The 19,492-nt window shown below is 54.5% G+C and carries 19 protein-coding genes; 13 read left to right on the top strand and 6 right to left on the bottom strand.

Translation table 11 applies throughout. The features are described from left to right. Nucleotides 1-29: 29 nt before the first annotated feature. Entirely contained in the window at nucleotides 30-812 is a 783-nt protein-coding gene (gene rpsB, locus ACJ5NV_RS17715) for a 30S ribosomal protein S2 (RefSeq protein WP_411645868.1), read from the bottom strand. 210 nt (nucleotides 813-1,022) lie between these two features. Then, nucleotides 1,023-2,414: a HupE/UreJ family protein gene (locus tag ACJ5NV_RS17710; RefSeq protein ID WP_411645866.1), complete on the bottom strand. Its 1,392-nt coding sequence runs from the start codon at nucleotides 2,412-2,414 to the stop codon at nucleotides 1,023-1,025. Here ACJ5NV_RS17710 and ACJ5NV_RS17705 point away from each other — a divergent pair. The 6 genes from ACJ5NV_RS17705 (at nucleotide 2,413) to ACJ5NV_RS17680 (ending at nucleotide 6,688) form a co-directional block, all read left to right on the top strand. Then, entirely contained in the window at nucleotides 2,413-3,213 is an 801-nt protein-coding gene (locus ACJ5NV_RS17705) for a DUF4198 domain-containing protein (RefSeq protein WP_411645864.1), read from the top strand. The two genes, ACJ5NV_RS17710 and ACJ5NV_RS17705, sit on opposite strands and share 2 nt — an antisense overlap. Next, nucleotides 3,210-3,428, top strand: coding sequence for a DUF6500 family protein (locus tag ACJ5NV_RS17700; RefSeq protein ID WP_411645863.1), 219 nt, complete (start codon nucleotides 3,210-3,212; stop codon nucleotides 3,426-3,428). The genes ACJ5NV_RS17705 and ACJ5NV_RS17700 overlap by 4 nt, the downstream gene beginning before the upstream one ends. 42 nt (nucleotides 3,429-3,470) lie before the next feature. Continuing rightward, nucleotides 3,471-4,364 (top strand): PfkB family carbohydrate kinase, encoded by an 894-nt coding sequence (locus ACJ5NV_RS17695; RefSeq protein WP_411645861.1) that lies wholly within the window; start codon nucleotides 3,471-3,473, stop codon nucleotides 4,362-4,364. Continuing rightward, nucleotides 4,361-5,269: a pseudouridine-5'-phosphate glycosidase gene (locus ACJ5NV_RS17690; RefSeq protein ID WP_411645859.1), complete on the top strand. Its 909-nt coding sequence runs from the start codon at nucleotides 4,361-4,363 to the stop codon at nucleotides 5,267-5,269. The genes ACJ5NV_RS17695 and ACJ5NV_RS17690 overlap by 4 nt, the downstream gene beginning before the upstream one ends. 81 nt (nucleotides 5,270-5,350) lie before the next feature. After that, on the top strand, nucleotides 5,351-6,082 hold the full coding sequence (locus tag ACJ5NV_RS17685) for a DUF502 domain-containing protein (protein ID WP_411645858.1): 732 nt from the start codon (nucleotides 5,351-5,353) through the stop codon (nucleotides 6,080-6,082). Nucleotides 6,083-6,085: 3 nt separating this feature from the next. Further along, nucleotides 6,086-6,688 carry a LysE/ArgO family amino acid transporter gene (locus ACJ5NV_RS17680; RefSeq protein WP_411645895.1) on the top strand — a complete coding sequence of 201 codons (603 nt, stop codon included), beginning with the start codon at nucleotides 6,086-6,088 and terminating at the stop codon, nucleotides 6,686-6,688. Here ACJ5NV_RS17680 and ACJ5NV_RS17675 read toward each other — a convergent pair. Together ACJ5NV_RS17675 and ACJ5NV_RS17670 are read right to left on the bottom strand one after the other, a co-directional pair. Continuing rightward, the gene (locus tag ACJ5NV_RS17675; RefSeq protein WP_411645857.1) at nucleotides 6,681-7,712 is read right to left on the bottom strand and encodes a patatin-like phospholipase family protein; all 1,032 of its coding nucleotides are present in this window, start codon (nucleotides 7,710-7,712) and stop codon (nucleotides 6,681-6,683) included. The genes ACJ5NV_RS17680 and ACJ5NV_RS17675 overlap by 8 nt on opposite strands. Beyond that, nucleotides 7,709-8,482: a 3-hydroxybutyrate dehydrogenase gene (locus ACJ5NV_RS17670; RefSeq protein WP_411645855.1), complete on the bottom strand. Its 774-nt coding sequence runs from the start codon at nucleotides 8,480-8,482 to the stop codon at nucleotides 7,709-7,711. Before ACJ5NV_RS17670 ends, ACJ5NV_RS17675 begins: the two co-directional genes overlap by 4 nt. 268 nt (nucleotides 8,483-8,750) lie before the next feature. On the opposite strand from ACJ5NV_RS17670, the gene ACJ5NV_RS17665 reads away from it, so the two are divergent. From ACJ5NV_RS17665 to ACJ5NV_RS17650, 4 genes are all read left to right on the top strand, one after another. Continuing rightward, complete coding sequence (locus ACJ5NV_RS17665; RefSeq protein ID WP_411645853.1) at nucleotides 8,751-10,568, top strand: extracellular solute-binding protein; 1,818 nt, start codon at nucleotides 8,751-8,753, stop codon at nucleotides 10,566-10,568. A 70-nt stretch (nucleotides 10,569-10,638) separates the two neighbouring features. Continuing rightward, entirely contained in the window at nucleotides 10,639-11,109 is a 471-nt protein-coding gene (locus tag ACJ5NV_RS17660) for an arsenate reductase ArsC (protein ID WP_411645852.1), read from the top strand. Continuing rightward, a complete protein-coding gene (locus ACJ5NV_RS17655) occupies nucleotides 11,106-11,756 on the top strand; it encodes an aquaporin (protein ID WP_411645850.1) in 651 nt (216 codons plus the stop codon). Before ACJ5NV_RS17660 ends, ACJ5NV_RS17655 begins: the two co-directional genes overlap by 4 nt. A 49-nt stretch (nucleotides 11,757-11,805) precedes the next feature. Next, nucleotides 11,806-12,153: a hypothetical protein gene (locus tag ACJ5NV_RS17650; protein WP_411645849.1), complete on the top strand. Its 348-nt coding sequence runs from the start codon at nucleotides 11,806-11,808 to the stop codon at nucleotides 12,151-12,153. 67 nt (nucleotides 12,154-12,220) lie between these two features. Here ACJ5NV_RS17650 and ACJ5NV_RS17645 read toward each other — a convergent pair whose 3' ends face one another. Then, complete coding sequence (locus tag ACJ5NV_RS17645; protein ID WP_411645847.1) at nucleotides 12,221-12,844, bottom strand: helix-turn-helix domain-containing protein; 624 nt, start codon at nucleotides 12,842-12,844, stop codon at nucleotides 12,221-12,223. A gap of 251 nt (nucleotides 12,845-13,095) precedes the next feature. On the opposite strand from ACJ5NV_RS17645, the gene ACJ5NV_RS17640 reads away from it, so the two are divergent. Further along, nucleotides 13,096-13,404, top strand: a complete 309-nt coding sequence (locus ACJ5NV_RS17640; protein WP_411645845.1) for a type 2 periplasmic-binding domain-containing protein — start codon at nucleotides 13,096-13,098, stop codon at nucleotides 13,402-13,404. Between the two features lie 310 nt (nucleotides 13,405-13,714). Here the strand turns inward: ACJ5NV_RS17640 and ACJ5NV_RS17635 are convergent, their stop codons facing one another. Continuing rightward, nucleotides 13,715-14,158, bottom strand: a complete 444-nt coding sequence (locus ACJ5NV_RS17635) for a tyrosine-type recombinase/integrase (protein ID WP_411645843.1) — start codon at nucleotides 14,156-14,158, stop codon at nucleotides 13,715-13,717. Between the two features lie 1,142 nt (nucleotides 14,159-15,300). Here ACJ5NV_RS17635 and ACJ5NV_RS17630 point away from each other — a divergent pair. After that, the gene (locus tag ACJ5NV_RS17630) at nucleotides 15,301-17,559 is read left to right on the top strand and encodes an ATP-dependent nuclease (RefSeq protein WP_411645841.1); all 2,259 of its coding nucleotides are present in this window, start codon (nucleotides 15,301-15,303) and stop codon (nucleotides 17,557-17,559) included. Next, nucleotides 17,559-19,472 carry a UvrD-helicase domain-containing protein gene (locus ACJ5NV_RS17625; RefSeq protein WP_411645839.1) on the top strand — a complete coding sequence of 638 codons (1,914 nt, stop codon included), beginning with the start codon at nucleotides 17,559-17,561 and terminating at the stop codon, nucleotides 19,470-19,472. Before ACJ5NV_RS17630 ends, ACJ5NV_RS17625 begins: the two co-directional genes overlap by 1 nt. The last annotated feature ends 20 nt before the right edge of the window (nucleotides 19,473-19,492 follow it).

Here is a 19,492-nt window from a genome sequence, read left to right as displayed (position 1 = left end):
GCCCCTGCCCGACTGTTTTATGACGCTCCTTAGGACGCGGCAGCTTCTTCGGCTGCGGCTTCCCCGGCAATCACTTCCTCGGCCAGCTCTTCCATGGCGCCCATATCGACACCAGCAGCACCCAGCTGTGCGGTCATGCCGTCCAGCGCCGCGCGGGCGGCCAGATCGGTGTAAAGTGCGATGGCACGGGCTGCATCGTCATTGCCAGGAATGATGTAATCCACACCATCGGGCGAGCAGTTGGTATCAACCACGGCTACAACAGGAATACCCAGTTTTTTCGCTTCGGCGATGGCAAGGTCTTCCTTGTTCACGTCGATGACGAACAGCAGATCAGGCGTGCCGCCCATTTCGCGGATCCCGCCCAGCGAGGCCTGCAATTTGCCCTGCTCACGCTCCATGCCCAGACGCTCTTTCTTGGTCAGGCCGGTGAACCCGTTTTCCGAAGCTTCATCAATCGCCTTCAGACGGTTGATGGACTGAGACACTGTCTGCCAGTTGGTCAGCGTGCCGCCCAACCAGCGGTGGTTCATGTAGAACTGTGCGGATTTTTCGGCGGCGTCCATGATGGGTTTGGCTGCCTGGCGCTTGGTGCCGACGAACAGAACGCGGCCGCCTTTTGCGACGGTGTCACGGATGATCTGCAACGCCTGATCCAACAGTGGTACGGTCTGTGTCAGATCCATGATGTGGATGCCGTTGCGCGAACCGTAGATGTATTGACCCATCTTGGGGTTCCAACGCGCGGTCTGGTGACCAAAGTGTACGCCTGCTTCAAGCAGCTGACGCATGGTGAACTCGGGAAGAGCCATATATTTTCCTTTTCCGGTTTCAAGCCTCAGCGGGGGATTAGCGTGATGCCAACCGGTGGATCGTCCGGGATTTCTCCCCATCGGACCCGCCCCCGCCTGCGGGATTAAGTGAGCGCCTCTTAGCGCTGGTGTCAGCTGGTGGCAACCCTCAGATTGCCAACAGCCCGTGTATTTATGTTAAATTGCCGACCGGCTCAGCAAATGCCTCTGTTACAGAAACGCCAAGCCCCCGATCCGGTCAAGGAACCAATAGGCCCCGACAACAGCAATGGCGACGGATGCGGGGTTGGATACCAGACGCCGATAAGCGTCCGGTTTATCCCGCAACTGAATGGATGCGATGCAAAGCACGAACAGTGCTGCAAGTGGTGCAGCAAAGACCCAGACAGGGTTCTCCAGCGCGACGACAAGCGCCGCAGGTTCAAGCGCCATGAGCGCAGCGGCGACGACCAGCAGTACACCGTAAAGCGCAAAGCCTTGGTTGGCCTCATTGGCACCGCGGTCAACCCGCAACGCCTGCCAGACACACAGGAATACCACCGCGATAACGGCAAGCTGACCGACCTCAACGCCAACGTTAAAGCCGATTAGGGCAGGTACAAATGCGTTATCGGGCAAACCGAATTCCGCCAGCACAGAGGCAAAGCCAAGCCCGTGCAACAAACCGAACGCAAAGACAACAAAGGGCCGCCAAGGGCTGATCCCTTTCATAAAGATGTTTTCGACCGCGACATATACAATCGAAAGCGCAATCAACGGCTCGACCACGGCAATAAATTCAATCCCAAAGGTGTTGAGAAAGAAATCATCCAGGAATTGCGTATGCCCCAACGCGGCCAGCGCGAGCGTGATTGTGTGGGCCAAAGTGAACAGCGATACCTGAACCAGCAACGGGCGCATCCGGGCCGCAAGGAAAAACAGCCCCAAGACAAAGAGAATATGATCCAAGCCTTTGGGAACAATGTGATCAAACCCGATTGGGATGTAATCGACAAAGACCTGCCAACCGGATTGCGCATTACCGCCATCAATGTTGAATGAACCGGACATGTCGCCGCCCGACAGGGTGCCGGTATAGGGTTCATTGGCGATATCATTCTGCCGCACGATCAGCGTGCCATACGCGGCGATCCAACCAATATCGAGCGTTGTGGCATCCGTAGGGTAATCACCCACAAGGCTTACACGGGTTTCACGGGGCAGTTCACCGTCCGCTTGGGGTTGAACGATCACCCCATTATTGCGCAGAGTCACAGGTGCACCATCGGCAAGCACGGTCAGGTTGTCCGCAAAAGCTGGGAAATAGCTGTCAAACCGGTCTGCGATCTCTTGCGGGGATAATGCGCGCAGATTGTCATAACTCTCTGCATTCTCGGCCTCATCCGTATCGGCCACGGCGCTCAGATCGACATCAGCCAGTAACGCTTCGGCGTTGACGTCCACCTCGATCAGGATCACACCATCGTCAGCGCGGAGGTTCAGAATGCTGGGAAACACCTCATGTGCCGATGCCGGTCCCGCCGCGATCACAATCAAGGCAAGAATACTTGACAAAAGCGCGTGATACGCAACCTTAAGCCAGTTCAAAAAGGAAATCGTCATGCGTTGTCTCACCCTTGTTTTGTCTTTGCTCGCCGCGCCGGTTACGGCCCATGAATTCTGGATTGAGCCTCTGCGCTACCAGATCGCCGGGGACCGTAACCTTGAGGCGAACATTGTCAATGGGCAAGAGTTTTCAGGCAGATCGCTCCCCTATGTACCGGGACAGTTTGTGAATTTCGTACTGTTTTCCGGGGATGAGACAGCCCGTGTCCGGGGCCGCGCTGGCGACCGCCCTGCCCTCAATCAGGCACCCGTGCAGGAAGGCCTGAATATTGCAGCCTATCAGGCCAAGAATGCCGTCGTAAATTACGAAACCTGGGGAAAATTCCAGACCTTCATCGACCACAAAGATCTGGGCAACCTGCTACCACGCCATCAGGAACGCGGCCTGCCCGAAGAGAATTTCAGCGAAATCTACTCCCGCTATTCCAAATCCTTGATCGGCGTCGGAAACAGTGCGGGCTCCGACCGGCGCGCCGGGTTGGAAACAGAGCTTGTCGCCCTCAACAATCCTTATACAGACGATCTGACCAACGGGTTCAGCGTCCAGCTGTTTTACCGCGAGAATGTGCGCGCAAACGAGCAAATCGAAGTCTTCGAAAAGCGCCGCGGCGAAGCCGCCAGCATCAACCTCTACAGAACGGACGATCAAGGGATCGCCACTTTCCCGGTTAAACCAGGCCACCGCTATATGATTGATGCGGTGGTCATCCGCGAACCCACCGCCCAACTGGCTGAAATGACCGGTGCCGTCTGGGAAACGCTGTGGGCGAACCTGACATTCGCGACACCAGAATGAGAGCCGCACTGCGCGCAAAAATCATCGACGTCTGCGACCGCAAGATTGTCCAGAAAGGTGAAAATGTCGGCCTGTCCTTCTATGCGTTCTTTGCCAACCGCAACGATGATCCGCCACTTCTGATGGAGGCCGCAACATGGTGGATCGAAACCCACAGGCTGGATCATTTCGAAAAGGCCGTGAAAATCCGCGACATGGTGCAACGCGGGGTATGAACGCCGCTTGCGCATTATCTGTCGCTCCGCCAAAAGGCGCCCATGACAAAGACCCCTGATATCCTTTGCATCGGTTCCGTCCTGTGGGACGTGATCGGTCGTGCGGCCAGCCATATGCGGGTTGGCTCTGACGTGCCGGGGCGGATCACCCGCCTGCCCGGCGGTGTCGCGATGAATATTGCCATGACGCTGCGCCGTTTTGGTATGACCCCTGGCCTTCTGACGACCATAGGACGCGACGCCGAAGGTGAAGAGCTGACCGCCGAAGCCACCCGGATGGGCATGATCTGCGACCATATCTATCGCTCTGATGATCTGCCGACAGATGTTTACATGGCCGTCGAGGGGGCCAACGGGCTGATAGCGGCGATTGCCGATGCGCATTCGCTTGAGGCCGCAGGCGACAAAATCCTGCGGCCACTGGCCAATGGCGCGCTTGGTTCTGTGCACACCCCCTTTGCCGGGCCGGTCGCACTCGATGGCAACCTGACAGAGGATCTGCTGCAAGAGATCGCGCAATCGCCACTTTTTGCACGCGCGGATCTGCGGGTCGCGCCTGCTTCGCCCGGCAAGGCGGAACGCTTGCTGGCACTGGTTGGCCACCCCTCGGCGACCTTTTACGTCAATCTTGAAGAGGCGGGGCTGCTTTGCCAGACACGCTTTGAAACATCCGATATCGCAGCAGCTGCGCTGATCAAGCGCGGCGTCCACCGTGTGCTGGTGACCGATGGTGGCAAATCCGCCTCCGAAGGCACAGCCGGCGATATTATCACCCAAACCCCGCCCGCCGTCATGGTCACACGCGTGACTGGCGCAGGTGATACATTCATGGCGGCGCATATCGCGTCAGAGGCGCAGGGCGATGACCGCCCGACAGCCCTGACCCGCGCTCTGAACGCCGCCGCAACTTACGTATCCGGAGAGACCCCATTATGACCATCCCGATGAAATACAGTGTCGAAGTCTCGATGGCGTTGGCCGATAAGGCGCCGATCGTCGCGCTCGAAAGCACGATCATCACCCACGGCATGCCCTTCCCGCAAAACGTAGAAACCGCGCGTTTGGTCGAAGAAGACGTGCGCGCGGCGGGTGCCGTGCCTGCAACCATCGCGGTCATTGACGGCACGCTGCATATCGGGTTGGAGCCTGCACAGCTTGATGCATTGGGTCAGGCCGAAAATGTCGCCAAACTGTCGCGCGCGGACATGGCCGCTTGCATCGCTACCGGCGGCACCGGGGCGACCACCGTGGCGGCCACAATGATCGCGGCGCATCGGGCCGAAATCCATGTTTTTGCCACTGGCGGCATTGGCGGCGTGCATCGGGGCGCTGAGAATAGCTTTGATATCTCTGCTGACCTGCAAGAACTGGCGCAAACGCCGGTGACGGTGGTTGGCGCAGGGGCCAAGGCGATCTTGGACCTGCCCAAGACCTTTGAAACCCTCGAAACGCTGGGCGTTCCGGTCATCGCTTATGGGCAGGACATGTTACCGGCCTTTTGGTCTGCCAGTTCCGACATGCCCGCACCGCTACGCATGGATAGCGCTGCCGATATCGCAGCAGCTCAAAAGATGCGCAGCGCGATGGGGCTGTCAGGGGGGCAGTTGGTGGCCAACCCGATCCCGATCGCCGATGAAATCCCGGCGGATACGCTGGCACCCATCATCGCCCAAGCATTGGAGGAGGCAGACGCGCAAAAAATTAGCGCCAAAGATGTCACGCCTTTTCTGCTCGGTCGGATTTTCGAACTGACAGAGGGCCGGTCTCTGACTGCAAATATCGCCCTCGTGCGCAACAACGCGCGGCTGGCTGCACAAATTGCAAACGAAATGGCAAAATAGCGGCATCAAAATGGCATCGCCGCTTGTCGGGGTATGTGGCAGCGCTTAAATGCTGTCCGACAGTTGAATTTGGATAATCTAATGATCGACCCCAATCATGAAGAGATCAAGCGCCGCAGCAGACCCGGCATTCTTGCCCGTATGCGTAGCAACTTCCTCGCCGGGTTGATCATTGTTGCGCCAATTGGCCTGACGCTCTGGCTGATCTGGACGGTTGTTGGCTGGGTTGATAGCTGGGTTTGGCCCTTTGTGCCGGGTGCCTACCATCCCGAAGAACTGATCAACCGGGTGCTGGGGCGCGAGGGGCTGGATCGGGTCGCCGTCAACGTGCGCGGGGTCGGCGTCGTCATCTTCCTGCTTTTCACAGTGATCGTTGGTTGGATCGGCAAAGGGTTGATCGGCAAATCTTTCCTTGGGCTGGGCGAGCGGTTGGTTGATCGCACCCCCGTCGTCCGTTCAATATACAACGCGGCCAAGCAGATCGCGGAAACGGTGTTTTCCCAGCGCGATACCTCGTTCGACAAGGCCTGCATGATCGAATATCCGCGCCGCGGCCTGTGGGCCATCGCTTTTATCTCGACCAATGCCAAAGGGGAAATTGATGCCAAACTGTCAGACGGCGAACCCATCGTCACCGTTTTCCTGCCAACCACACCGAACCCGACTTCCGGTTTCCTGCTGTTTTTGCCGCGCAGCGACGTGAAGGTGTTGGACATGACGGTCGAGGATGCAGCCAAACTGGTAATCTCTGCCGGGCTTGTCTATCCCAACAACGGCAAAGACCTGACACAGCTGCCCCACGCCGCCGAATAAGTGCTGCTTTCCCCCGCAATCACCGGTTTCGCGACCGCTTTTGCATTAATTCTGGCCATCGGCGCGCAGAATGCTTTCGTGCTCCGGCAAGGGTTGGCGCGGACGCATGTATTCTGGCTTTGCCTACTTTGTGCTGCATCGGACGCCATTCTGATCACCGCAGGCGTGCTGGGTTTTGGCTATATCGTCACGCTCTACCCCGGCCTGCCGCTTTATATGGCTTGGGGCGGCGTTGCGTTTCTCTTTGTCTATGGCGCACTGCGCCTGCATGCCGCTTGGCAGGGCGCATATGCGATGCAATTGGCCGGACAATCCGCCAGTCTTTGGGCGACGCTGGCAACGGGCGCGGCCTTCACTTGGCTAAACCCGCATGTTTATCTTGATACGCTGGCGCTAATCGGCGCCATCTCGACAGAGTTTCCGTCAGGCGCCCCCCGCATGGCCTTCGGAATTGGCGCCGTGACATCGTCGTTCGTGTTCTTCTTCGGGCTTGGCTATGGGGCGCGGCTACTTGCACCGATCATGCAGTCCACACAAGCTTGGCGCATTCTGGATGTGCTGATCGGGCTAGTCATGTGGGCACTGGCGATAAAGCTGATCAGCTGAACATCCCGGTCAGGTTGACTGTGCTGCGCTGATTCAGATCATCCTTATGGTTCTTCAAAAACGCTTCTGCCGCATCTTCACCCGCGCTTTTCAGCCGGGCAATCACCACTGCATTCGGGATCGTTTTGGTCGCTACGTTCAGCTCGTTCATCAGCGCGTCATCGGCGATCATATGCACCAGCACATCTTTCATATTACCGGGTTTAACCATCCCGTCCCTAATCAACCGTTTCACAAACTCAATCGCCCGCAGTTCGCGGAAAAGCGAACTGTTAAAGCTGATTTCGTTGATCCGATTTTGGATCGACCGGCTATCATTCGGCAGTTCCTCGCGGTGCAGCGGGTTGATATTCACGATCAGAATATCATCTGGTAAATCCTTGTGAAACAACGGAAACAGCGCTGGGTTACCGGTATAGCCGCCATCCCAGAATGCTTCTGTCTTGCCGGTGCTTGGATCAGTGAATTCCACCGCTTGGAACAGGCTTGGCAAACAGGCAGAGGCCATGATCACCTCTGGCATGATCTCATCCCCCGCGAAAACACGGATCTTGCCCGTTCGGACATTCGTCGCGCAGATATGCAAATCCGGACCATCGCTGGCGCAGACCTCATCATAATGGAATTCGCGCACGATACGCTCCAGAGGATTGCGCATGCTTGGGCCGTAAATATAGGGCGATAACATCCGCGTCGTCATGTCAAACGCCATATAAGCGGGCGAGCTTTCCATCGCCTGCGCCCATAAATGCGCTGTCGGGGCCAGCGACGATACCCATTCGCTAAAACGCGGGTCGGTTATCGCGCCAACCTGTCCCCAAAACCATTCCAGATTTTCAAGCGCGCCGGTGCGACCATTCGCGACCCAGCCAGATTTCAAGGCGGCAGCGTTCAACGCTCCCGCAGAAGTGCCTGATATCGCAGAAATTTCAACGTCTTCTTCATGTAACAACCGGCACAGCACGCCCCAGGTAAACGCACCATGTGCGCCCCCGCCTTGCAGTGCCAGGTTGATCCGTTTCATAGCGCGGTCCAGCCACCATCAATACTGATCGTCGTGCCGGTGACCTGCGCCGCAGCGTCAGAGCACAGATAAACCGCCGTACCACCCAGCTGCGCGACCGTCGCAAATTCCTTGGACGGCTGGCGATCCAGAAGCACGTTTTTGATCACATCCTCACGGGACATGTCATATTCTTTCATCGTGTCAGGAATTTGCGCCTCTACCAGCGGGGTCAGCACATAGCCGGGGCAGATCGCGTTGCAAGTGATCGGATCCTGCGCAGTCTCTAATCCAATTGTTTTGGTCAACCCGACAATGCCATGCTTGGCCGCCACATAAGCCGATTTATAGGGCGAGGCGGTCAGCCCATGCGCGCTAGCGATATTGATGATCCGGCCCCAACCACGGTCGCGCATCCCGGTCACAGCAGCGGCTGTTGTATGGAATGCCGAAGACAAGTTGATCGCAATGATTGCATCCCATTTTTCAGGCGGAAAGTCCTGCACCGGTGCCACGTGCTGAATGCCTGCGTTGTTTATCAAAATATCGCAACCGCCCGTAGCAGTGATCAGGCGGCGACAATCCTCACCCTTGGACATGTCGGCTTGGACATATTTCGCATCCACCCCGCTCGCCTCTGCGATTTCGGCGGCCAATGCATGATCTTCTTCGCGGTCGGTAAAGGAATTCAAAACGACATTCGCGCCAGCCTTGGCCAATTCGCGGGCCACACCCAGCCCGATACCAGAGTTAGATCCGGTGATGACGGCAGTTTTTCCTGAAAGCGACATGAATAAGCTCCGATTCTCTGCTTTACGACCAGTGTATATGTCGCAATTGCAATGACCAGCAAACGGTGCCGAAGCCCATAAAAAAAACGCCCGCACAAGGCGGGCGTAAAGTTATTGAGGCAGGTTTCATACAGGCAAGAAACCTATCGAGCAGTGACCCCTTTATAAGCAATGAGCAGCGTCCATCCAAGCTAAAAGTTTGAAAAGGCTGAAAACCCGCTTTACGATCCGGTTTCATAATCATTCGTGACAACAGGGGCACCATCCAATGACAGTACAAACAGGCAGGATCGCAAGGGCCGTCAGCCTTGCCGCTGGCCTTATCGCCGCAGCACAAATTGCCAGCGCCGAACCGCAGCATGGCATAGCTATGTATGGCGATCCGGCGCTTCCACCGGATTTTGTGTCCCTGCCCTATGCGAATCCCGATGCGCCCACCGGCGGTCAGATTGTCACGGCAGAGGTCGGCAGCTTTGATAGCCTCAACCCTTTTATCCTCAAAGGCTCCGTGCCATGGCAGCTCCGCTTCTTTCTGGGTGAAAGCTTCATGGGGCGCAGCATTGATGAACCCTTCTCGCTTTATGGGGTACTGGCCGAATCGATTGAAACAGGGCCGAATCGCGAGTGGGTTGAATTTACTTTGCGCGAAGGTGCGGCATTCTCAGATGGCAGCCCCGTGACCATAGAAGACGTGATGTGGTCCTATGAAACACTCGGCACCGAAGGGCACGGTCGCTACCGCGGGTTCTGGGAAAAGGTCGAAAGCATGGAACAGACCGGCGAACGGTCAGTGCGGATCAATTTCAACGTCGAAGATCAGGAACTCGCGCTGATCGCGGGTCTGCGCCCGATCTTGAAAAAGGCACAGTGGGATGGGCTGGATTTCGCGGAAAGCACAACCGATGTCATTCCGATCACCTCTGCACCCTATGTGATCGACGATTTCGAACCGGGCCGCTACGTCTCGCTCCGCCGCAATCCCGACTATTGGGGCAAAGACGTACCCTTCCGGCGCGGCACCAATAATCTTGACGAAATCCGACTCGAATTCTTCGGCGACGAAACCGCTGCGTTCGAAGCATTCAAGGTCGGCGAGGTCAACGCGACCCGTGAATTCAACGTGGTACGCTGGGACACACGCTATGATTTCCCTGCAGTGCAAAGCGGCGACGTGGTGAAAGAGGTCCTGCCTCATGGCCGCCCTTCTGGCATGACGGGCTTTGCGATGAATACGCGCCGCCCACATCTTGCGGATTGGCGGGTCCGTGATGCGCTGATCCACGTCTTCAACTTTGAATTTATCAACGAAACCATGACTGGCGGGGCACAGCCGCGTATCACTTCATTCTGGTCGAACTCGCCACTGGGCATGTCAGACGAAGCGGCCAGCGGGCGGGTCGCTGAATTTCTCGCACCATTTGCAGATGATCTGCTCCCCGGCACCCTTGACGCCTATAGCCTTCCAGTTAGCGACGGGACAGAGCGTAACCGCGCGGGCATCCGTGCCGCGCTCTCGCAGCTAGAGGCTGCAGGATGGACGGTCCAGGACGGGACGCTGAAAAACGCGGAAGGCGAGCCGTTTCAGTTGGAAATCCTGCTCGACCAAGGCGGGTTGGAGTTTCAGTCGATCATCGACCTCTACCGTGAATCGCTCCAGCGGATCGGAATCACGCCAACGATCACCGTCGCTGACAGCGCCCAGTTCAAAGAACGCACCGACGCATATGATTATGACATGGTCTATTACAGGCGCGGCGTGTCACTTTCGCCGGGAAATGAGCAGTATGTTTACTTCGGGTCCGAAAACGCGGACACACCCGGCGGGCGCAACCTGATGGGTGTCAAATCACCTGCGGTTGACGCGATGATTGGCCGGCTGCTGACCTCGGCAACCCAGGATGATTTTGTCTCCGCAGTTCAGGCGCTCGACCGGCTGCTTACCACCGGGCGCTACGTCATCCCGATCTATCAATGGAACGTCAGCCGAATTGCGCAGGTCAAAGAACTGAAGCATCCCGACTACATTCCCGTCTGGGGGGACTGGCCCGGCTGGCAGCCGGATGTCTGGTGGTACGAAGAAGACTAAGATACCGGCCCCGCTGTCATGGACTTGTTACAAGCCATCCATAAGCGGGGCCAAAACACCAAAGGCCCCTATGAATATCCTCATTCTCTGCACCGGAAACTCTGCCCGTTCCATTCTTCTGGAAAGCATCCTGAAACACCGCTCTGACGGGCGGATCAAGGCGTGGTCCGCCGGATCAAAGCCTGCGGGTCGGGTGCATCCGCAATCCATCGCGCTATTATCCGAAAAGGGCTTTCCGACCGATTGTCTCAGCTCGCAAAGCTGGGATGACTTCGCCACGTCCGATGCGCCGGTGATGGATGCGGTGATTACTGTCTGTGGCTCTGCCGCAGGGGAAGAATGCCCTTACTGGCCCGGGACACCATTGCGCGCGCATTGGGGTGTCGAAGATCCTGCTGCCGCGCCACCAGATGATCAGCCCGCCGCATTCGAAACCGCATATGCACAGCTCTACGACCGTGCAACACAACTGATCGCCCTGCCCTTTGAAGAAATGTCACAAAACGATCTGCATGCCGCCCTGAAGCGGATCGGCGCATGAGCGTGCAAAAGCTTTGCGCCGAAGGGATCGGCACGGCCTTCCTGCTGATCGGCGTCGTTGGCTCTGGTATCATGGGGGCGGCGCTGGCGGACGGTAACAATGCCATCGCACTGTTGGCCAACGCCATTGCGACCGGATGCACGCTCTATTTCATCATCACCATCCTCGGGCCAATTTCGGGCGCACATTTCAACCCGGCGGTCACGCTCGCCTTCTTTCTGCGGCGCGAAATCACACCCGGCATTGCGACGGCCTATGTCGCGGTCCAGATCATCGGCGGCATTCTTGGGGTCTGGGCCTGCCACATCATGTTCGACCTCGACATCCTGCAATTTTCAAATACCGACCGGACCGGCGTGTCACAGTGGTTTTCAGAAATCCTTGCCACCTTCGGGCTGCTTTTCGTGATCTTCGGCGGCATACATTCCCCCCGAGAGGCGGTGCCGACCTTGGTCGCGCTCTATATCACAGGCGCTTACTGGTTCACCTCATCCACCAGCTTTGCCAACCCGGCGGTCACAATTGCACGCGGGTTCAGCGACACATTCGCCGGGATCAATCCCGGTCACATCCCGATGTTCATCCTGATGCAGCTGATCGGCACCGGCCTCGCCGCGCTCATCCTGCCGCGACTTTTCCGGAACTAACCTGTCACTCGCGGTGTTGGCCCCGTAAGCAACAGACAGGAGAAGAAGAATGCAATGGAAAGATGTCGCACAGAACTGGACAGCCTTCACCCCCCGTATCCTCACCCGCTGGCCCGCCCTTGACGAAGATGAGGTGCTGGCAATCGACGGTGATCAGGATGGTTTCCTGACCTATCTTTCAAAAACCAAAGGCGAAGACCCTGTCGCCGCCCAGATGGAACTAGCCGATTGGCTGATGGGGGAAGAGCCGGCAGATGTTGTGATGGACCCTACCCGCGACAACGCGCGTATCAAAGCATCAGGCCAGAACATCCCAGCAGGTGAAGACGCACTCTCTGATGACAAGCGCTTCGGCGATGACGACACCCCGGAACCGCCCGTCGCAAAGGCAAGCTGAACATAAAAGGGGCGGCACCGTTGCCGCCCATCGCGACACACCAGTGACGCGGCAAAGCTACAGGTATTCAGGTAAGCGATGTCACCCACAGGATCGTGGCATCGTCTTGGCTAACCGACACCACATTATGGCCCATACTGGCATCGTAATAGGCACTTTCGCCGCGTTTCAGCTCTACCGGTTCATAAAACTCTGTATAAAGCCGGACTTGCCCGGTCAGAACATACAGGAATTCTTCCCCGTCATGCCGGACCCAGCCATCGAAATCCGCCATGTCGCGGGCACGGATACGGGCACGATACGGCAACATTTTTTTTGATTTTAATGTATTGGCCAGCAGGTCATGCTCATAGGTCGTGGTGATCTGCTCAACCGTTTCACCAGTGCGGGTCACCGCCATCCGCCCATTCACCTGCGCCTTCGATGGCGGCGTGAATAGCTGCGGAACCGAAATCTCTAAACCCACCGCCAGCTTTTTCAACGCATCATAGGTCGGCGACATCTGCCCGTTTTCGATTTTCGACAGGGTCGACCGGGCCAGCCCCGCCTGCTGGGCCGCCTGTTCCAACGTCCAGTCACGCGCCTTACGCAGCTCGCGCACACGCGCGCCCAGATCAAGCGGCTGCGCCACAGCACTGTCGCCATCCTCGCGTGCTATCCGGATCAGGTTTTTGGGGTCTGTATCTGACATAGCGCACTATCTACGGCGCGGATGAAACTGTTGCAACATACCCATATGGGCGGGGCTGGCAGGTTTCTGTCCGATGGAAATCCGACGCTATTACCTTGTCTGCAGCAGCATGGAATATCCCGACTGCCCGATGTCGCAGGCGACAAACCGAAGCGGCAGAAGTTCAAACGATAGAGTTTGCGCCTAGTGTCGATGTGTTCACAACCTGCTACAAGACACCAATCGAGCGCGTCGCTATTGAGAAAACGGCGATGAACGATTTGGCACGCGACGCCATGCCAGACGATCTGCTCGCACCTCACATCATGCAGCCCTTCTGGTTCGGTGAACCCGCCTACAAGGCCACAGGCTGGTATTTGCGCGGCCTACCCCCTCTCCGCGCCACAGACTTACTCCGAGAACCGGAACGCCATTCCGACGGATGGTGGCTCTGGAACCGCATCCACCGCATGCCACCCGGCCCCGATCGCGCCCGACTGCGCAGCCGCTCATTCCCCGGGATGATGCAGGCCGCAGCAGCCCAGTGGGGCGAAAGCGCAATGCAGCAGATGGCCGCATGACAGCCCATCACCACGAAAGATCACGATTTAAGAACGGACAAATGATTATGAAACAACTCATTGCCATCCTGGCTGATTATGCCAAGCTAATCGGGCGCAGCACCCGTTCCTTTCTACGACGGGTCGATGACAGATCCATACAATTCAGGATCATCGCCAGCGTCCACATGGTGCGTTTCAATCCAGACTCTTAGCGATATCTGATGAGGATGCATTGTAATAACGAATCAGCATCTAGATATTCTTGTGCCCCACAATGCGGGCCAGGTCGAGAACGTCCAGCTTCTTGGCAAGGCGCGTCACCGCAAGGTCAATCCCTCAATGCCAGCACGATCACGCAGCTTGCGCCACAACGCATCTCGCTGCGCACCATCCAGTCCAAACACAGGGTCCGGTTGAGGAAACGCCTCCAAATGAAACTGGCACATCGCGCGCTGACGTTCTTGGTGATCGACATATGCGTCACGCGCGCCGCCAGATCAACGTCATCCCAGCGCAAACCGACAATTTCGCCCGATCGCATACCCGTCTCGATCGCAAACAAGAACGCATGATAGGTGCGCGCTGTCGCCACTGACAGACCACTACCTGCCGAGATCGCCAGCGCCTCCAATTCCCGGTCTATAGGCAGGCGATCGCGCGACGGCGGCTCTGCTGGACGCCTGACTGAGGCCATCGGATTCTCGGGCAGATATCCCCCTTCTCTCACAGCCTGATTCATCACGCCGCTTACCAGTTGCATCTCGCGCCGCAAGGTTCCTGGGGAACCGTCCTTAAGACGTCGTCGCGCCAACGAGCAAGATCAGACGACCGAAGATCCGACATCATGATCGCAGCGAAAGGTTCCTTGCGCAATTTGGCCAGTCGGATGATCTCCCAGCGCTCACCACGCTTTTTGGATGATACCTCACTTGCATAGCGCTGAAATGCATCCCCCAAGATGACGCTCTCGCCCTCGGGCCGGGTGTTGAGGATGGCATATTCTTGCTGTCATGCCCAGTCATTGGCCGCGCACTTGCAGGAAAACGACTTCGACTTGCGAACACCTGCACAGCGAAGTCGAGACTGCAAGCAGAGCGAGGTGCACAAACTGGTGTGACTACTATGATTTTACTGACAAATGCGCGACAGGCGCTGTCAGTATTGGTGCCGATGGAGGGCAACTTAACAGACTGTACTAATTCAATAATAAATCTAAATTCGTAATATTTTCGCAATAGTGCGTAAATCTTTTGGCATCAAGTTCACGATCCGATCTGCTCCAATCAGTGAGACTCAGATGTCACACCCCTACTCGCAAGAACCTTTCCAACTTGAAGTTTGCGTAACACACCCAACCACAACGGGATCGGCCTGCCCTCTACCAAGATAAGGACAGAAGCAGGCGGACAGACAGGGACTATGAGAACACAATATTATCAGCATCGTAGATTGGCAAACGCAGTCCGTATCGGGCAAATGAAATCAATGCGTTAGCCTCTCCGGTGGCAAAAGTTTTTCACTAAGATCGGCGCTTCGTGAGAATAGCTTCAGGGGTAATCAAGCCGGTCTGACGGCGGCAATGCAGACGTTGGTTTGTCGTGGTGCCGCCCTCGGGCCGGCCATCCACAGGAAGGGCGGATAACGGTCGTTCGCTGTAAGTGCGAATGCACCTTTGCCTCATCACGGTAGCGGACATTCAGCTCCGATCCGTGCCAAGTTTCGGCATGGTCGACTCGAACGGGCGGGTTGCGGCCATTCGCTGCTATTGCAGTGTGGGTCTCCAATTTTCGCAAAGCCGACCTTTAAGGATCTGTCATCTCAGTGCATTCGCTGGCACACATACAACCAGAACGGTCTATCATTTTTTGTCGGCTGGCCTATGGTGAGTTCATCGACTCAACCAAGGTATAACAAATGAAAATTTCAAAGGTTGAAATTAGAAATTTTAGGTTACTCAAAGATGTACGCCTCGATCTGGAGGATGATCTTTCATTAGTTATTGGCAAGAACAACTGTGGCAAGACATCTCTTCTTTTGCTGCTCGAAAGGTTTCTTGGACGAGGCGCGTCGTCTTTTGCCTTCGAAGACTTGAATTTAGATGTTGGGCGGGCGCTCGCAACGTGGATCACATCCGATGGTGCGGAGCAGAACCGACCCGAGGATGTCAAAATCCAGATGCTCTTGTTTATTACGTATGACAAAAGCGACGATCTTTCCGCAGTCGGCGATACGATCCTGATGGACTTGGATCCAAACAATTCTACCATTGTGTTATCTTTCGAGTATGGAGTTGATGCCGCTGCTCTTGACCGAATTAGGGAGGACTTCATCAATGAAAATAAGCGCAGAGACGAGGTAAAAATAGACTCCGTATCGGCTATCGATTTCCTAAGTCAAGAACATGATAAGTATTTCAAAACGCGCAGAAAAAGCGTCCTGTTTGATTTGGAGCACTGCCGTCCAGATTTTGAGCACTACACCGACTTAGATAAAGAGAAGATCAAGCTTGATCGTATTATAAGATTTAGCGCTCTCGGTGCACGTCGTGACGTCTCAAATAAGGAAACTGACAATACGCTGTCTGCCCAATCTGCTGGGGAATATGATCGAATAATCGCTACCAATGGAGAATTGGAAGAAGTCGAAAGATTTAAAGATAGTCTTGTAAAGGCAGACAGAGATTTGGACGGAGTTTACAACAAGCTTTTCGGAGGTGTGCTAAATGATGTCGCTCAATTCGGTGGGGTACAGAAAGATGAAAGCCGAATTAAGATAGTTTCGGCCCTACGGAGCAGCCGTCTTCTCAAGGACAACACTATCGTCAAATATGCTAGCGGTTATGACGGCCACGATCTGCCGGAGAACCACAATGGTTTAGGTTACCTCAATCTAATCAGTATGATTTTTGAGCTGAGGGGGGTAATGCAAGATTTTTCCGGGACAGTGGAAGCGCCCCCGGCGAACATCAACCTTTTGTTTATTGAAGAACCGGAGGCGCATACGCACCCACAACTTCAGTATGTCTTCATCAAGAATATCAAAGAGTTATTGAATAGATCATGCAATCCAGTCGGGCGACCTGCCTTTCAACTGCAAACTATTTTATCAACTCACTCCTCACATATCGTTTCGGAAAGCAGCTTTGATGACATCAAATACTTGCGACGCAATGAAGGAGAAGTTGAAGCACTAAACTTGAAGGATTTGGAGAACAGATACTCGGACAGGCCGAGTTGGTTTAAGTTTCTAAAGCAGTATCTGACTGTTCACCGTTCTGAGCTCTTTTTCGCGGACAAAGCAATTTTCATCGAGGGTGATACAGAGCGTATCCTGATGCCGGCGATGATTGTTAAAGCCGATCAAGATTGCCTAATCGAAGAACTGGAGTCTGGAACCGACCTCAGTTTGCCGCTCCAATCTCAAAATATTTCTATAGTCGAGGTAGGCAATTACTTCAGAACTTTTGAGAAGTTTGTCCAGTTTATTGGCCTGAAGTGCCTTGTGATTACTGATTTAGACGGTGGACAGAGAGTTCCGGTACTCGACGATGCTGGGAACCCGAAGCAAAACGCAGATGGGACTGAAAAGCAAAGAAATGAAGTCTGCGCAACTGATAACGCTACTTTGACAACTAACGAGACGTTGAAGCAGTTCTTCCGTGATCCCGAAGGAACAAGCCCGATCTCATTCCAGAACTTGAAAGATATTCCATTTGGAAAGAAGGCTTTTCTTGCTGAAAACGGTAGTTGGATTGGGCATAAGGAAGGAACACTGCGCGTTGCGTTCCAAACTGAAGAGACCAATTCAAAGGGCACCAATTATCAAGCGCGTAGTTTTGAAGATGCCTTCCTGCACGTGAACTACGATCTACTTAGCGACGCCTGCACCATGGACGATGGGGCTGTCAAAAATGATCATCCTTTTCCAAGTTTAACAAACAAGCATCTCAGAACATTCTTGGCCAATAGGAAAGCCTATGAAATGGCTGAAAAGGGCATCGACAGCAAACCATCATTTGCGATCGAAGTCTTGCTAAACAGTCAGGAGAAACCAAAGACAGTAAAGCCGCATGAAGACCTAGAGCTCGACGAGCAAAACCACCTTCATCTGTTCGGAAATTGGAATACACCTGAGTACATCCGAGCGGGTCTGATCTGGCTGAGGCAAAGCTGATGCTGGAACAAGAAGTAGATGATATACTTGGGCTCATTGATAATGGTGAGAACTTCTTGTTAAGCGGAGGCGCAGGGAGCGGAAAGACCTACTCACTAGTTCAGGTCATTCAGGAATCTCTTCGCCAGCATCCATCGATCAAAATTGCGTGTATGACCTACACGAATGCAGCGGCTAAAGAAGTCTTAGAGCGGATTGATCATCAAAACCTTGATGTCGGCACGATACACGACTTCCTTTGGCGCATCGTTAGACCGTTTCAGCGAGAGCTGAAGAAGACTCTCGTGGAACTTCACAACGATACAGAAGATGATCGAATACGCTACACTGGGACCGACATAGCCCTAGAGGACTTACAAGAAGAGAAAGTTGAGTATAAAGAATACGTTGCGGTGCGCTCTGGCATTGTTTCGCACGATGAGGTGATTAAGATATCCGAGGCTTTGTTCGCTAGTTATCCGAAACTTTCTCACATCGCACAAAGCATGTATCCACTCATCCTGGTAGATGAGTACCAAGATACGTCCCCTGATGTTGTAAGAATTCTACTCGATCACTTTCGATCGAGCGGTAAGTCAGCAGTTGTTGGTTTTTTTGGGGACTCCATGCAGTCCATATACGATAAAACGGTCGGCGATCTTAATGACTATCTTGGATGCGGAAGAGTTCGCGAGGTAGTCAAGCAACAAAACCGCCGCAACCCGCAATCTGTTATCGACATCGCGAACGCTGTTCGCAACGACGGACTAACCCAGCTGCCTTCCTCTGATGAAAGCGCGCCCAACATGACTGACGGTCAGGTGAAGAAGGGAGTTGTTCGATTTATTTATTCGATGGATTCAGCCCTCGACACGGATGAAGTAAGAAACGGTCTCGGTTGGGATTTTTCTGACGCTCAGAACACTAAAGAGTTGAATCTGACACATAACCTGAATGCGCCCAGGGCAGGTTACCCGACCCTGATGGACATTTATGACAAGGACAAAATCCTTGACTATAAGCAGCGGATTTCAAGGTATGTTAAGACGCAGGGCATTGAGACAGATTTCTCGGGTAAGACATTTGGTGAAGTAGTTGATTCCCTAGTTGGGTCGGCTGCAAACAAACAACAGGTGCTACCGACAGCAGGAATGCAGCGTTTTATAGATGAGAACCCCGAATTACTCGCTCTAGCACGGGCTCAAGACTATGAGGTTTTTCGAAAGCTATTTGTTTCCAAAGAACAACTGATCGACGACAAAAAAGACAGTGAGAATGAGGAAGGGTCAACCCGATCGACACGAGATGATTTGATAAAGCACTTGTTCTCGATCCAGTCGATTTTGTTCTTGTATAGTCGCGGAGAGGTGTCCGATTTCCTTAAAAGAACAGACCTGAAAGTCCACAGTTTGGCTGACAAACAAAGACTTGCTGACGCGATTACCAAACTTCGAGGTATGTCTGACGCCAGCATTGGAGAGGTTTTGGAATTTTGCGATAGTTCCGGACTGCGTCGCTTGGATGATCGGATTAAGGTGTTCAAGACAAGTAAACCGTATCTATATCACCGGCTGTCTGCGGTACGATACAAAGAGTTTATGAATTTGTTTGAGTACCTCGAAGGGCGGACTCCGTTCTCAACACAACATAAAGTCAAAGGTAACGAGTTCGAAAGAGTTTTCGTAGCTTTAGATAACGGGAACTGGAACTTCTATAATTTCGAATACTTGTTTTCCGAGAGCGGCACCGCCAGTGTCTTGGAACGAAGTCGGAAAATCTTTTACGTTTGCTGTACTCGCGCACGGGAAGAACTCGTAGTGTATTTCAACGGGCCTTCGGCGGTATCCATCGAAAAGGCCAAACTATGGTTTGGTGAAGATAACGTCACTTGTATTGATAAGACTGCGGAACAGGCTGAAGTCAGCCAGCAATAACCGAGTTGCTCCGTACTGCG

Origin of the sequence: Loktanella agnita, assembly GCF_046640325.1 — a bacterium.
In the GTDB taxonomy this organism is placed as follows: domain Bacteria; phylum Pseudomonadota; class Alphaproteobacteria; order Rhodobacterales; family Rhodobacteraceae; genus Yoonia; species Yoonia agnita.
Note: the sequence above shows the minus strand (reverse complement) of the source record. Positions and strands in the feature narration are given on the sequence as shown.

Bases quoted from the DNA above. Each gene is read 5' to 3' on its own strand.
- ACJ5NV_RS17675 (WP_411645857.1), bottom strand. From the start codon at position 7,712: ATGAAACGGATCAACCTGGCACTGCAAGGCGGGGGCGCACATGGTGCG.
- ACJ5NV_RS17695 (WP_411645861.1), top strand. From the start codon at position 3,471: ATGACAAAGACCCCTGATATCCTTTGCATCGGTTCCGTCCTGTGGGAC.
- ACJ5NV_RS17655 (WP_411645850.1), top strand. From the start codon at position 11,106: ATGAGCGTGCAAAAGCTTTGCGCCGAAGGGATCGGCACGGCCTTCCTG.
- ACJ5NV_RS17630 (WP_411645841.1), top strand. From the start codon at position 15,301: ATGAAAATTTCAAAGGTTGAAATTAGAAATTTTAGGTTACTCAAAGAT.
- rpsB (WP_411645868.1), bottom strand. From the start codon at position 812: ATGGCTCTTCCCGAGTTCACCATGCGTCAGCTGCTTGAAGCAGGCGTA.
- ACJ5NV_RS17660 (WP_411645852.1), top strand. From the start codon at position 10,639: ATGAATATCCTCATTCTCTGCACCGGAAACTCTGCCCGTTCCATTCTT.
- ACJ5NV_RS17665 (WP_411645853.1), top strand. From the start codon at position 8,751: ATGACAGTACAAACAGGCAGGATCGCAAGGGCCGTCAGCCTTGCCGCT.
- ACJ5NV_RS17690 (WP_411645859.1), top strand. From the start codon at position 4,361: ATGACCATCCCGATGAAATACAGTGTCGAAGTCTCGATGGCGTTGGCC.
- ACJ5NV_RS17700 (WP_411645863.1), top strand. From the start codon at position 3,210: ATGAGAGCCGCACTGCGCGCAAAAATCATCGACGTCTGCGACCGCAAG.
- ACJ5NV_RS17670 (WP_411645855.1), bottom strand. From the start codon at position 8,482: ATGTCGCTTTCAGGAAAAACTGCCGTCATCACCGGATCTAACTCTGGT.
- ACJ5NV_RS17710 (WP_411645866.1), bottom strand. From the start codon at position 2,414: ATGACGATTTCCTTTTTGAACTGGCTTAAGGTTGCGTATCACGCGCTT.
- ACJ5NV_RS17625 (WP_411645839.1), top strand. From the start codon at position 17,559: ATGCTGGAACAAGAAGTAGATGATATACTTGGGCTCATTGATAATGGT.
- ACJ5NV_RS17645 (WP_411645847.1), bottom strand. From the start codon at position 12,844: ATGTCAGATACAGACCCCAAAAACCTGATCCGGATAGCACGCGAGGAT.
- ACJ5NV_RS17640 (WP_411645845.1), top strand. From the start codon at position 13,096: ATGAACGATTTGGCACGCGACGCCATGCCAGACGATCTGCTCGCACCT.
- ACJ5NV_RS17705 (WP_411645864.1), top strand. From the start codon at position 2,413: ATGCGTTGTCTCACCCTTGTTTTGTCTTTGCTCGCCGCGCCGGTTACG.
- ACJ5NV_RS17650 (WP_411645849.1), top strand. From the start codon at position 11,806: ATGCAATGGAAAGATGTCGCACAGAACTGGACAGCCTTCACCCCCCGT.
- ACJ5NV_RS17685 (WP_411645858.1), top strand. From the start codon at position 5,351: ATGATCGACCCCAATCATGAAGAGATCAAGCGCCGCAGCAGACCCGGC.